This is a genomic window from Prevotella melaninogenica, assembly GCF_013267595.1.
Taxonomy (GTDB): Bacteria; Bacteroidota; Bacteroidia; order Bacteroidales; family Bacteroidaceae; genus Prevotella; species Prevotella melaninogenica_D.
This window is the reverse complement of record NZ_CP054011.1, coordinates 1,154,837-1,169,588: the sequence shown is the minus strand read 5'-3', so window position 1 is coordinate 1,169,588 and position 14,752 is coordinate 1,154,837. Positions and strand designations below refer to the sequence as shown.

The 14,752-nt window shown below is 43.8% G+C and carries 8 protein-coding genes; 5 read left to right on the top strand and 3 right to left on the bottom strand.

Annotation, left to right across the window (positions count from 1 at the left end; all coding sequences use genetic code 11):
- Nucleotides 1–30: 30 nt before the first annotated feature.
- Both sov and ruvA read right to left on the bottom strand, forming a co-directional pair.
- Entirely contained in the window at nucleotides 31–7,593 is a 7,563-nt protein-coding gene (sov, locus tag FIU21_RS10090) for a T9SS outer membrane translocon Sov/SprA (protein ID WP_036886588.1), read from the bottom strand.
- A gap of 163 nt (nucleotides 7,594–7,756) precedes the next feature.
- On the bottom strand, nucleotides 7,757–8,374 hold the full coding sequence (gene ruvA / locus FIU21_RS10085; RefSeq protein WP_004360739.1) for a Holliday junction branch migration protein RuvA: 618 nt from the start codon (nucleotides 8,372–8,374) through the stop codon (nucleotides 7,757–7,759).
- 479 nt (nucleotides 8,375–8,853) lie between these two features.
- Here ruvA and FIU21_RS10080 point away from each other — a divergent pair, with 479 nt between their 5' ends.
- The 5 genes from FIU21_RS10080 to FIU21_RS10060 all read left to right on the top strand — a co-directional run bounded on the left by FIU21_RS10080 (nucleotide 8,854) and on the right by FIU21_RS10060 (nucleotide 13,937).
- Nucleotides 8,854–9,753, top strand: coding sequence for a diaminopimelate dehydrogenase (locus FIU21_RS10080; RefSeq protein WP_004360740.1), 900 nt, complete (start codon nucleotides 8,854–8,856; stop codon nucleotides 9,751–9,753).
- A gap of 150 nt (nucleotides 9,754–9,903) precedes the next feature.
- A complete protein-coding gene (locus tag FIU21_RS10075) occupies nucleotides 9,904–10,311 on the top strand; it encodes a PH domain-containing protein (RefSeq protein WP_004360741.1) in 408 nt (135 codons plus the stop codon).
- A complete protein-coding gene (gene dacB / locus FIU21_RS10070; protein ID WP_036886563.1) occupies nucleotides 10,308–11,636 on the top strand; it encodes a D-alanyl-D-alanine carboxypeptidase/D-alanyl-D-alanine endopeptidase in 1,329 nt (442 codons plus the stop codon). Before FIU21_RS10075 ends, dacB begins: the two co-directional genes overlap by 4 nt.
- Before the next feature lie 94 nt (nucleotides 11,637–11,730).
- Complete coding sequence (locus tag FIU21_RS10065; protein WP_004360743.1) at nucleotides 11,731–12,936, top strand: mechanosensitive ion channel family protein; 1,206 nt, start codon at nucleotides 11,731–11,733, stop codon at nucleotides 12,934–12,936.
- Between the two features lie 479 nt (nucleotides 12,937–13,415).
- Nucleotides 13,416–13,937 (top strand): hypothetical protein, encoded by a 522-nt coding sequence (locus FIU21_RS10060; RefSeq protein WP_036886566.1) that lies wholly within the window; start codon nucleotides 13,416–13,418, stop codon nucleotides 13,935–13,937.
- Between the two features lie 147 nt (nucleotides 13,938–14,084).
- On the opposite strand, the gene FIU21_RS10055 is transcribed toward FIU21_RS10060, so the two are convergent.
- A complete protein-coding gene (locus FIU21_RS10055; protein ID WP_004360745.1) occupies nucleotides 14,085–14,468 on the bottom strand; it encodes a hypothetical protein in 384 nt (127 codons plus the stop codon).
- Nucleotides 14,469–14,752 lie beyond the last annotated feature (284 nt).

The window sequence follows — 14,752 nt, the reverse complement described above, 5'->3', positions numbered from 1 at the left end:
TGCAAAATTGTAAAATTGTAATCTCTTAGTTTACCTTGTCAGACTAAGTCTCAGGCTCACACCAAAGTCGTGGGTGGTTGTAGGGTAACTGCCTGACGAGAGGAGTGGAGTATTAATCTGTAAGTCGTAGTAGAGGCTGGCTGTAACCAAACGGCTCAAGGTATAGTCGCTCAAGAAAGAGAACTTGAAAGCAGTATTACCACTTGAAGCTGCCGATGTGAGCGAAGCAATGTCACGTGTGAGCGATGCCTGTTGGCGATAGCTCATGTCAAGGCGTAGGTTGAGGTCACGGTTCAATCCGTTGTTCTGACGAGACGAGCTGTTGTCTTGCTGTGAGGAGTCTGATGTCTTTTTCTTCTTACTCTTAGCCACACGTCGTGTACCATTGTTGAAAAGATTGAAGTCGTTGATTCTATAACCAATACCGATAACCCAGTCTTTTGATGAGGCTTCATTCAACTGTACACTGGTCATCGAGAGTGATAATACACGTGTCTGGCGATATTCCAAGCGTGCAGTGAGGTTGTTCTGAAGAGTTACATCAACACCTAACAGAGGTGAGAAAGCCTCGTTGATACTCACTTGTGAGATGTTATACATCGAACTTGGGATAGGGTTACCCGTAGTTGCATCAGTAATGAAACCGAGTCCGTTCATGTATTCCTGCCATGTACTATAGCTCTGATACGAACCGATAGCAAAAATACTGCGGTAAGCATGATTGATGTTAACACTCTTGAAGAACTGTTCAAAGAATGGCAAACGTGAAAGACCACTGTAACGGATAGACCAGTTAGGTAATAAACTGCGCAGAGAAGGGAAGATGTTGAGTCCGTTTCCACTCATGCTGGTGTAGGCATTGAGGAAAGCAGGAACCATAACATCTGCACTATATTTATTAACAGAACCTACTGCAGGAGTGAAGTGTCCGCCACCAAACGAAGCAGGGTAGGTTGCATTGTTATATTGTGCCTCGACACGATTGCGATAACTATCAAGTGACTGTACGAAACGATTAAACGTTGGACTATGATAGCCGTTGTTGGCATTGCCCTGACTTTCGAATGCAGTACCTAATGATAGGGTTGTCATGGTAAGTGAACCGCTCTGTGTTGTAGGCGTACCCGTGTACATATATTGGATGCTTCGTGAGGTAGTCTGCATACGACTGGCAGTAAGGTCAACCTTGAAGTCCTTGAATGGTTCAAGTGTCATGCGAATCTGCAAGTCTTCTGTATGGTTAGTGACAGCAGGTGTAGCCACACTATCGTTCATAAGCAACCAGTTGTTATCACGTGCCTTACCGATATAATCATCATCAATAAGACCGAAAGCAAAGTCAAGACCTGGTGATAAGGCACCTGTTCCACGTGTCTGTCCAAAGGCATCACCCACCGTTGGCATAAATCCAGGCAGTGCCATTGCATATTGATCACGATAAGAAATACTTGCCGAACGTACCATCATCAGTGCACGTGCCACACATTGTGCTGTCTTATACCAACCCTTATTATCGAGTGGTTCTTTAGGCGTTACGGTAAGCTTCATGCGGATAGCAGAGTCTGTACGATTAAAAACTTTCAACTGCGTATCACCTACCTTACGATACTTAATCTTGATAGCCTTTCCTCTTTCGTCTTTAGCCGAGATGATAAGGCGTTTTGTGTTCTTACCATGTGAAACAAGGATAGCAGAATCGGCATTGATAACGATTTCCTTTTCAAAGCTCCTCTGGTTCTTTGGCAGTGCTTTCTTCTTGTCGTGGTCTTTATCTTTCTCCTTCCTTTCTTTTTCTTTCTTTTCTCTCTCCGCCTTCTTCTGTTCTGCTGTCAGCTTAGGACGAGTTGGGCGAGTATGGTTGAAGCGTTCGTTAGTCTTCTTTAAGAAAGGAATATGATTATAGAGTCGTTCAAAGTTGAAGCTACTATTGATGTTCAAAGTACGGTTACTTGTGATGGTATTACCGAGCGAAGTACCATTATCAAGACTCGTTCCACGCACCCAAGTGTAAGATGCAGTATAATTTGCATCAGCATTTACCCAATCAAAGATAGGTAGCAGATTGAGTGGAAGCTGATAAGAAAGCGTGAAGTTCTGTTGGTAGTCGAGTGGAGTACCGAAGTGTTTAATGCTTGTCCATACCGAGTCTTTCCATGCCTGATAACGGTCGGCATAGAGGTCTTTATTAATAGGAGTGTAAGGTTCTTCAATCTCAGCGTGTGTCGCACTTTGGAAGTTCATGTGGAGATTGCGTGTCAAGTCCCAACGTAGAGCGAAGTCACGATTCCAAAGGAACTGCTCGCTGAAGGTAAGAGGTAGCAGACTGTTCTCTGTTGATTCCATATCACGCTCCTGCAACTCGTAGTAGTTGCGCACCATTTCAGTGTTGAAGGTTACGTTCTGTGGTAGCCAGTTCAGTCCGAAGCGTTTGAGGATTTCAAACCATTTCGACCTACTCTTGATAAGACGCTTGAAAGGTTCCCAAGACTTATATACTGGGGTCCAGTTATAGTTCAATGCTCCACGCCAGTTGTCTTCATTCTCATAGACCGTTGTCTCACCCGATGTGTGAGAGTGAGAGTGGCTATAAGAGAATGAGAAGTTGGCAGGGTCGTATGGCATAGGATGGTTCTTCGTCTGAATACCAACACGTACATTCGACAAAGAAAAGTTCGTTGTCAGTCGTTTTGTAACGGCAATAGACTCAATAGAATCAAGCTCTTGACGGTTAGCAGTACCATCAAGGGCATCCTTCAATTCCATATCCGTGTCGAGAGGGTTGTATTTAGGACGACTCTCGCTCTTGGTTACGCTGTAATATAATGGTGCTGATACCTTTGCTTTGTCTGGGAAGAACTTTCCTAATTCAAGGCTTGTGGTAACAGAAACATCCGTCTTAGACTCCTGCTGTCGTTCGTTAACGCCCTGTTCCAAACCACCGAAGCCGTCAGTGCTGTGACTGGCATTGACATCCACAGTACCGAAGTCAGACAACTGTAGGTTGAGCTGACCTCTTGCTGCCCATCCACCTTCGTTGTTAAACTCTCGTAGACGTAGCTCATTCACCCACACCTCTCCACTCTTCTGACTGCTGGAAAGGTTGCGAACACCAATAATCATCGTCTTTACTTCACCAAGGGTTGGGTTACCCATCACCGTTACTTTGTTAGCAGGATGATCGGTGTCGTATATAGAGAAAGCACGGTTATAGCTTGCTGTACCTGCTCCACGTGCTTGATTACGTTGCTTCTTTACGGAGGTGAGGAGCTTCAAAGGTATGTCGAGCATGTTCTCCTCTGGCCATACAATACGTCGCTCTTTCCCTGTGTTTGTATCGTAATGACCTGGAGCTGACAGCTTCAAAGGAATTTCATACTCGTAGTAGTTGTTCTTGTAATCAGAACCCAGACGGATGAACACTGCCAACTGGTTATCCGTAAGGTTAGTTGTATTCTGTTCAAAAGCGTTTGCATGTACGAACATCTGCAGACGCTTGTACTGACGAAGGTCGAGAGTTGTGTTCTTATAGACAGCCTTTGACTCGCCTGTTCCAAGATTATTAACGACCATAGAGAGTGCCTGTTCGTTCTCCTCAACCAACTGTGGCTGGTTAGGATCCTTTCCACGTTCAATGCCTGGAGGTATTACATAGTTTACAGGAGTCTTATCATTGTTTTCTTCAAGGCTCACAGCGCTCACTGACATTGTACCCGAATTACTTGCAGAGTTGGTAAGGTTCTGCTGATACTGACGCCACTTACCACTTACAAGGTCGAAGGTACCAAAGCGGAGTACGATAGGCTTTGCAAAACCAGTGAGGAACATACGCATAAAGCGGATGCTGGTAAAGTCACTGATATTACCCACACGCTTTTGGAACTCCTCTAAAGGAATACGGAACTGATACCATGTGACAGGTTCAGAACCACCCTTACGCAGTGAGGCTGAGGCTACACGCTTGTCAACAATGAAGTTCTGACCTACGACAAGGTCTTGTGGACGAATACTAATATGGTACTGGTAGTATTTCTCATATTCGTTCAGCGTATAGTCCTGATTGATATCCTCTACATCAGGCGTTGTTTTATACGAGGTATCGTAACGCTCGTTGTTGTTGTCATTGTCTGGTGAGTTACCCTGTGGGTTGTTGATGCGCTTATATCGTTCAAGGATAGAAGCCTGCTTAGCATCCCAATCAGAACCACGGAAGTAGTGGTAGTCATCATTGGCAGGGTCTGCCCATATCGAGTCGAAGACAGCCTGATTAGTATTAGCACGAGCAGCTGTAAGGAAGTTCTGATAAGAAGCAAACTGTTGTTCTTCCTCATCAGTCAATCCATTAAAGCCGACATCCTGCTTTGCACGACTACCCTTTGAGGTTGCGAAGGCGTAAGTAATCGTACTTTGTGTTGGTATTTTACCCCATTGCGTGGTTGTCCATGAGTGGCTGCCATCTACAGGCATACCACTCTCATAGAACTTCTTACCATCTTTCAGTACGTCTTCAGACACCTCTCCAAGGTTGATATAGAAGTCACCACCATACTGGTTTGCATTTGGTAGTCGGTTGGAGTAGATGAATGGGTCGAGCATCCAGAACTCTATATATTCGATGTTAGCAGTCTGGAAGTCGTTTGTATCCAACTTACGCATCATACCGCCCCATGTTCCAGTAGGATTCGTGAGGTGTCCGTTAACGTTAATATTTGGATTGAAGTTATAAGGTCCACGCTCAGAAGGGTAGTAAGCGAGATTTAGAATATTCAATGTTGAGGTAGAACCACTGTAGTTTCGGTCCCGAATTGGGAATAATTCGCTGACTGGGATCTCGCGTACATAGTGATTAGAGAGCTGTTCGAGGTCACTCTTGATGTGTCCTGGAGTCAGCGAACTACTACGACGAGTGAAGAGTGGGTCGATAGTGTACCATGCCAAAAGACTTCGGTTGAAGCCGCTGCGAAGGCTTGTCTTATCTGAATACTCAGGGAAGTCTGATGGTACACTGGAGATAATCCAAGAGGTAGGCTGACTTACGTCGATGGTTGTCTTCGATCCCTCAAAATCATCGAGATAAGAAGCGTTGTCCTGTGTTCCCTTGCTCTGGCCAGCCAATAACTGTGCAAACTCAGCAGAGAAGGTGATGTAAGAAGGCTGGGTTACGTGCAGGAATGGAATCCTGTTGAGCATATTTGTAAGCCACTGACTCTCTTTCTTCCAATTGATGTTCAATCCCCAAATGGTGTTGTTGAGAGGTTCAGAACCCATATTCACCTTAGTTGTCAACGGTTGTTCAGAGAGGTGCATGAAGGTACCACCAATCTGGAAGTCCTTCGAGAAGTCGTACTCCCAGTTTACACCAATCATCGTTTTACGCTCCTGTTGATAAGCACTCTGGCTTTCTAATGATACATTGACTGCTGTACCTGCATCGATAATACTCTGATTAAGGATTGTCACCTCACCAGCACTGTAATCAACGCTATAGTCAGAACCCTCATTCAAGGTCACACCGCCCGCAGTTACTATTACTGAACCCTGTGGAACGTTATAGGCTCCAAGGGAGATAACATTTGCCGCTGAGCCACGATACTGGCCAACGAGTATGAACTTATCCTTCTCGGCAATCTGCTTAGCGATAGTCTTTGTAGAATCATAGAGTTGCTCGAAAACGTATTTATTTGCAATAGCTGTAGTAACACCCTTATCTGTCAATGCTTTCCGAAGTCCATTACCGAAAGGTTCAGCCATAGGGAAGAACACACGTCCGTTGCTGATAGTATATCCCTCAACGTAATCAAAATAACCATTGGAATGTGGATTGTTATTGTTATCCAATCGGTCAGCATTGAGAAGTTTGATGAGCGTTTGGTTCTTTACTTGCGGTTCTGGAATGTATGACAGATAGACACCTGTCGTATCACTCTGATACTTCACGTCAAGGCGGAACTTATCGCGCTCAATGTTAGAAGCGAGATAATACACGTTTTTCATCATCAAGTCCCAGTTTCCTTGCTTAGGATTATTGCTGGTGTTCTTCAATGACTTGACGAAGAGAGCCTCGTTGATATTGGTACGGTCGCTGGCAAACTCACCCACCTGATAGGTAACGCCACCATAGGTATATTCGTAGGCAATTGCCAATACTTGGTCAGTCTGTAGACCGCTTTTCAGTGATATATAACCCAAGGTATTGTTGACCGTGTATTCAGAACTATTGAGCAGTCGGGCATTTGCTAACTTTTCATAGTCGTTACCACCCACAAGACCTGCACCATCAAGAATACTCGTCACTTGGTCTATGTTACGAGCAGCAGGGTAGGTCTGTGTAATAGTGGTGTATTCTGTATTGGCATTGTTCGTAGGGACTGTTCCAGTACCCGTTTCCCATAGGTCGGTACGGCTAATCTTCTTGTTTTCACCGAGGTCGGTAAGTGCAACAATGTTTCGCGTGTTACTGGTTGTTCCAGTCTTATTCGTCACCCACACCTCCACACGATTGATCGTCACACCTGTCTTGAGGTTAGGCAATGACTTCATAGCCGCGTCATAGTTGTCGCGGAAATATTGTGAGAGGAAGAAGTGATGATTCTCTTCATAGTCAGCAGCATCAATCTCAAATGGTGTAAGCTGTTTGCCACCACGTGAACTAACGCTCTTGTTAGAACTCTTTTTCTGTGATAATACGGTCTGTAACTTCAGTTTACCAAACTGCATATCGGTACGAATACCGAAGAGGGCAGATGCTCCCTGTACGAGAGAGTTGTTTGAAGGGAAGGTAACATTACCGCCCTCAACGAGTTTGATAATCTCGTCTTCCTTACCTTCATATCTTAGTTTAAAGTTCTGTGTATCAAAGTCGAAGGTAGCATCAGTGTTGTAGTTAAGGTTCATGTTCACCTTGTCACCCACTTTACCATTCACGTTGACATTGATTTTCTCATCAAAGTCCATTGCCGTTGTCTTACGATTACGGATAGGCAGTGATGGGTTATCAATGTTCTTGATGTTTGCGCCGAACTTCAACTCAGCCGAACCCTGTGTCTTAATACGTACACCACCAGGACCGAATATCTTTTCAGCAGGCCCCAATGAGAAGTGCATATCAGTAAAGTCAAACTTATCCTTACCTTTCTCCTTTAGTATTTCTTGATTCTTTGAGCGGTAATAATCAGCAAAGCTACGCTTCTCTGTCCACTTCCGATATTCCTCTGGCGTCATCATAATCGGCGCCATCACGTAAGTCTTACCAATTTTATAACCAATGATATAGCGGTCGAGCGAATCATTATACTCCACAGTCTGTCGCATATTCTCTGGTCGGATAAGGTCGGTAGAGTTCTCCTTGAGGTCGTCGTATGTAATCGGGGTTGTGCGCTGCACCTTCCAACGAGGGTGTAGCAAGGAGTCAGGAATAGTCTCCTCATCAATCTCCACTTCAATAGGCTTCGCTTTCTTAACCGTATCTGGTGGTGCCACCATATAGACGAGTTTTGCAATTGGTGCAAAACCAAATACCGAGCGTCCCCAGCTCAACAGTCCGATACTGCCGAGAAGTGTGATAATAAGGATGGATATGTAATACTTTCTTTTCAAGAAGATAAGTGGTTCTATACCTCCCCAAGCCCCTCCAAAGGAGGGGATATGTTGGAGAAGGTGGATAGTTCTAACCAATGGTAAGCCTTAACATACAGTAAAGTGCAGTTGTAGGCGGTAATCACTCTCCCCTCTCTTTTGGAGAGGGGTCGGGGGTGAGGTTCTACTTAATCATCTTCAACGCCAACTTAACAACCTGTTCCACTGGTAGGTCTGGCTGTTCAGCGAGGATGCTTACAACAACCTTTGCTGATGGGGCAGGAGAGAAGCCCAGCATTGTCAATGCACTGACCGCTTCGTCCTTGATAGCAGTGTTGACAGTTGGAGTGTTAGGCTGGCTGCTAACATGTAGTTCGTCTGCAATACCGCTCTGCATAATCTTGTCCTTCAAGTCAACGATGATACGTTGTGCTGTACGGAGTCCGATACCTTTCACCGTCTTCAGCATCTTCTCATCACCGTTGGCAATGACATTGCAGAGTTCTGCAGGTGTCAGTGATGAGAGAATCATACGTGCGGTGTTTGCACCTACCCCCGAAACGGTAATCAACAGTCGATAGAGCGAGCGTTCCTGCTTATTGGCAAAGCCATAGAGCGTATAGTTATCGTCGCGTCCACCTGTCATAATAGCCTCGTGCACATAGAGTTTCACAGCAGTCTTACCCTGTATGGCACTATAAGTATTAAGCGAAATGTTCAGTGCATAACCCACACCATGTGCCTCGACAACAGCCAAAGCAGGTGTCAGGTCAGCTAATTCGCCCCTGATGTATTCAATCATAATCTAATAAAATAATCCTTACCGTGGTAAGGGGTTTTGTATATACAGAATTAATAACGTAACAAATAAAAGTTTATTGCGTATGATGTGTAAAAAGCAGCCTCACCCCCAACCCCTCTCCAAAAGGAGAGGGGAGTAAAATGTACTATATGCTTGCCGATTGCTTGCGAGAGGCGTTATTCAAGTTGCTTAATATGTTGTGTAATAGTCTAATAATGAGTCGAATTGTATGAATATAAAAGATAAGAAAGTGTTAAATACGTAAATAGCAGGTAACAAACCTGATAACTCGTAATTTTGCCACTTGTAGGCTGATTACAAGGGGAATCTTAGTGTTTACTCCCCTCTCCTTTTGGAGAGGGGTCGGGGGTGAGGCTTCTACATAATTATGTTAAAATACTTTTTGTGTTATACTTTCTTTAAATAAAACGTTACTTTTGCAGGAGATAACGAGAACTAAACTGTTAAAGGTAAAGAATATGAAAAAGATTAGAGCAGCCGTCGTTGGCTATGGTAACATTGGTGTTTACAGTGTTCAGGCACTTGAAGCAGCAAAGGATTTTGAGATTGCAGGTATCGTTCGCCGTCAGGGTGACAAGGATAAACCATTGGAACTGACCCCATACGAGGTTGTTGATGATATAACAAAGTTGAAAGATGTTGATGTGGCTATTCTCGCTGCACCAACTCGTAGCTGTCCAGAATATGCTGAGAAGATTTCTGCATTGGGTATTAATACTGTAGACTCTTTTGATATTCACGGTTCAATCCTTGACTATCGCACCAAGCAGATGGAGAACAACAAGCGCACTAATACCGTTAGTGTTATCTCTGCAGGTTGGGATCCAGGTTCAGACTCTATCGTTCGTATCTTGTTAGAGAGCCTCGCACCAGAAGGTCTTTCTTATACCAACTTTGGTCCAGGTCGTTCAATGGGTCACTCTGTAGTGGCTCGTAGCAAGAAGGGCGTTAAGGAGGCATTGTCAATGACTATCCCTCTCGGTGAGGGAATCCACCGTCGTATGGTCTATGTTGAGTTAGAAGAGGGTGCTAAGCTTGAGGACGTAACAAAGGAACTTAAGGCTGACGACTACTTTGCACACGACGAGCTACACGTATTTGCAGTACCAAGCGTTGCAGCTTTGAACGATGTTGGTCATGGCGTTCACATGACTCGTAAGGGTGTGAGTGGTAAGACCCACAACCAGCACTTCTCTTTCGATATGTCTATCAATAACCCTGCGCTCACAGCACAGGTGCTTGTTAACGTGGCACGTGCAAGTATGCGCCTTGCTCCTGGATGCTATACAATGCCTGAGATTCCAGTCATTGATATGCTTCCAGGTAACCGCGAGGATATTATTGCAACTTTGGTTTAAGGCTATTAGTCTTATTAGCCTTATTAGTCCAATTAGGCTAATAAGCCCAATTCCCTCCCCTTAATAATGGCAACCACTCGTTGGTTGCCATTATCTTTTTATGTAATATATTGACGTACAAAGGCTTTTTTTTGTACTTTTGCAGTTAATATGAGAACTTTCCAACATAAAGTGACGATAAATGACATGGGAGCCATCGTGGTTTTTGCCCTTGCTGCCTTCTTCTGTCTTTGGCATCGTACGAATAGTCTGATGGTTGTATTAGGCTTCTTGCTTATTGTTGTGACGATAAGAGCCGTTGATCGTGCCATTCATACTAAATATGTATTGACTGATGATGGTGTTCTGTTGGTGAAGACAGGACGAGTTGGACTGACAAAGCGTGTTTTGCTCAGTGATGTGAAGACTATTGAGAAACGGCCGTTTGCCTTTCGTCTCGGTTATTATGCATTGTTAGAGATGATGAATGGCAGTGTTGTCAGCGTACAGCCTGATAATGTTGATAACTTTTTGTCAGCACTGAAAAAACGATTAGAAAAGAAAGATAACGAGGTATGAAATTAAAATACTTATCGGCATTGATCTTTGGTGTCGTATTGAGTCTGCCTACACAGGCACAGGTATATTTAGATAGTACGGAGGTTGCGAATATACTCCATCCGAAAGCAGTTACAGCTGTTCAACCTAAGGTGACTTCTACTGCTAATGATGTCAGCGAAGAAGAGGAAGATACCGATAGTATTATCCCTGCTTTTACCACTGATAGTCGTCTTAGTTGGAAGGAGAATATCACTGCCCGATTGGATGTTATACTCCGAAGTCCGCTTTTAGAAACGGTGCAAACAAGTGTGATGGTATGGGATTTGACGGATGATGTACCTGTCTATCAGTTCCGTGAACGTCTTCACATGCGCCCAGCTTCTACGATGAAGTGTGTTACTGCTATTGCAACATTGGATAAACTCGGGGCTGATTATGACTTTAAGACAAACCTTTACTATACGGGTGTAATCGACGACTCTACGCAAGTATTGCGTGGCGACCTCTATTGTGTTGGTGGTATGGACCCAATGCTCTCTTCTTCGGATGTGACAGAGATGGCACGTGCCGTACGTGACTTAGGTATCAAGACGATAGAAGGCAGTGTCTATGCCGACCTCTCTTTTAAGGATCGTGACCGTTTGGGCGAGGGGTGGTGTTGGGATGATAAGAATCCTAATCTCTCCCCTTTGTTGGTTGATGGTAAGGACGAATTCACCTATCGTTTCTCTCGTAAGTTAGAAGATATGGGTGTGTCGGTGAATGGTTCTACTGGCGAACGTCAGCTACCAACTGATGCACAGTTGCTAACGACACGTACACACTCTATTCGTCAGGTTCTCCATCGTATGATGAAGGTGAGTGACAACCTCTATGCTGAGTCTATGTTCTATCAGTTGGCTGCTAATGGTGGTACACGATGGGCAGGTGCAAAGTCTGCTCGCCAGTATGAGAACGCACTCTTTAGCCGTATCGGACTGAATCCTCGTGATTATAATGTTGCTGACGGTTCTGGTTTGTCTTTATACAATTATGTCAGTGCCGAACTCGAAACAAAGCTCTTGCGCTACGCTTATCAGCACCCTGATATCTATAGTGCCTATCTTGAAGCACAGCCGATAGCTGGTGTAGACGGAACTTTGAGGAACCGAATGCGTGGTACGGCAGCAGCTGGCAACGTACGTGCAAAGACTGGTACGGTGAAGGGTGTCAGCTCACTTGCGGGTTATCTCACTGCTTCCAACGGTCATTTGCTTTGTTTCTCTATTATTAATAATGGTGGACTCAGCAATGGACCAATGCGCAATTTCCAAAACAAGATTTGTGTGGCGTTGTGTCAATAAGGCTTATTAGGCTAATTAGCCTTATTAGCCCAATTAGCCCAATTAGCCTTATTAGCCCAATAAGTCCAATAACCCTTTAAAAAGAAAAGAATTTATGATACCAAAGCTTCCCCATCATCTTCTTGAGGACATTCTTGAAGAGATAAGAATCTTCGTCGAGAATATTATTGAGTCAATCGGTGTACATGGTCATACCGTTCCTGTATTGCGTCATGTCTTATTGACATTAGTAGCAATCTTGTTGGCTTTTATTGCCGAACGAATCTGTAAATACTTATTCGTTCCCCTTGTTCTTCGTCTGGTAAAGCGTACGCAAGCTCGATGGGACGATGTAGTCCTTGACCATCAAGTGCTGCGCACAGCCTGCCACATTGTCCCTGCCTTGGTGATATGGCAGTTGATGCCGCTTGTCTTCTATCAGTACCATGTTGTTCAGGTGGCTTTGACACGAATAACTGCTGTCTATCTTACCGTAGCAACGACGCGACTCGTGACGAAACTCATCGACCGCCTGCGCTATCTCAACACAAAACCCGGTGACTCGACGAGCCTTTATCTTAAGTCTTTCTGTGGCGTATTGAAGATTCTTGCTATCTTTATTGCTGTGATTGTGGTGGTTGGAATCCTTATTAATCGTAGTCCGATGACGTTGTTGGCTGGCTTAGGAGCAACCTCTGCCGTTCTTATGTTAGTCTTTAAGGACACGATTGATGGTCTTGTTGCTGGTGTCCGACTGACGAGTAACGAGATGATACATATTGGTGACCGTATTACTCTACCTGGCGGCTTCGTGGATGGAACGGTCATTGATATCACACTCACAACTGTAAAGATTCGTCAATCAGATAATACGATTACCACCGTACCGCCTCTTACATTAGTTAGTGGAATGTTCCAAAACTGGAAAGGAGTGGAAGATGTAGAGGGACAAAGGGTCAAGAAGATGATTTATTTTGATGTTCGCAGCATTCGTATTGCTGACGATGGACTCAAACAACAGCTAATTGATAAGGGACTTGCTAAGGCGGACAACCTAAAGGGTGAGGTTGTGACGACTGCTCTCTTCCGTCGTTATATGGAGCATTACCTTGCCAAGCGTGAGGATGTCAATACGAAGATGCCTCTCCTCGTACGTCAATTGGAGGCAACACAGGCGGGTATCCCTATGGAACTTTACTTCTTCCTACGTCAGAAAGACTGGATTCCTTACGAGCATGCCATGGCAGACATCCTCGAACACGTCTATGCCTATGCCAATGAGTTCGGCTTGAAGGTCTATGCACAAGCCCCTGTGCAGTAAAAGAGTGGGTAGAGAGCTTACGTTTAAACCCTCAACAAAATATGTGCGGAGCATCAACACAACATGTGCGGAGGCTCCGCACATATCGTGCGAAGGCTTAGTTCCATTCATAAAGTTTGCTTTCTGTTTTCTCTTAGAGTTACCCTATCTTCATCCACAGTAATAAATACAGCAGACAACGGTAATCATAATTATGAATTCCTATCTTCATCCACAGTTATAAATACAGCAGACAACGGTAATCATAATTATGAACTTTGAATTATGAATTATGAATTGCGTCTGTCCTATTGCAACTGCATTATGCTGTCTTTGTTTTATAAATTCCTCAGCGGACAAAGAATAAGATTTCGTTATATTTAGATTAACTCTTCTCCAAGGTTTCTAAATTTTATAGTCTATTGCTTGGAGACTTGAAGTTTTTTTTATATATTTGCCGTGTATTATCTTGATTAACTAACTTTTAAATAGAAATAAGAATGAAACATTGGAGATCTATTAATTGTTTGGCTATATTCTGCCTATCAGTGTTGATGTTATCTTGTTCAACGGAAAACGCTGTTGTTGGAAGTATTGGAGTAAGTGATGTAAAGTCGTCAGGCTGCAAGGCTTCTGCTTCCTTGTTGGATTCTCGTCCTGAGTACTATAATAGTTTTGTAGGACAGAAGTCTGTGTTGCGCCTCTCACTCGGTGAGGATAATATTGTCAATGCACGCTTTGCAGACTTTATGGATAACTGTGCTATAGACCTGTTCCATGTAGGAGTAAGCAGCAGTGAGGGGAAGATTATCCTCGTCCTGTATCCTGACAAGGATATGATGACAAACTGCCTCTGTCGCTATGATGTCGACTTCAAAATGCAGAATATCGTTTCTGGTAATTATCAACTGGAAGTATATCATACTACCGCTGACAAACAAATCAGCAAGGGCAATATGGTTTATAGTGGAACTGTAAATCTGGAGAAAGGAAAAGAAGTTGTGCTGACAATGAGGCGATAGGACTCGGAACTGATAGTACAAGTATAATTTTATATTTCTTGTCACTTATAAATTAAAGAGGAATGCACGGTCTGTGTATTCCTCTTTATTCTTTCTTGATAGCATCTTTCCTATAGTTTATAGGGTTGGAAGTAGCAGGAAGGGTTGTTATTGCAACTGCATAATGCCGTCTTTGTTGACACTCGTCACGCCCTTTACTTTCTTGAAATCAGCGATAGCTTTATCAACGTCGTGTTTCTCGTCAACCTTGACCGCTACACCACTGAATTCCTTGTATTTATAGAGTAGGGTGCAGCCCTGCTTCTTGACGGCTTTTAGCAATGGTTTGTTGCCTGTCTTCTTGTCGTAGAAGATAATCAAAGTGTGGCTAACAGGGGTCTTTTCGCGTTCGCGTTTTGCCTTTTCCAGCCCTTCGCCGTTATCGTCACCATTCATTATCTGTTCCTTGATTGGGCATTGTGCGGGTGCTGTTGTTGACTGGATGAACAATAAGCCCATCAGCAACATACTTGCTTTAAAATATTTCTTCATCTTGTTTTCTCCTTTTAATAACAGTGACAAAGATAGTTATAAATAGGCAGATAACTACTAAGATTTATAATTATTTCAGTTTTCTTTCTCCCCGTTCTGCATATTATCTTTGCAAATGAGAGTATTTGGTGAGGGGATAGTTTTTTTGCACACAGAGATATGGAGTAGAAGGAGGTTGGGTTAAAGTATGTAGACCACAGGGACACTAAATGTATCAGAGCTGATTCTGTAATGAAAAAAGCAACCAAGCATTGCGCTCGGTTGCTTTTATATGAGATTAATCC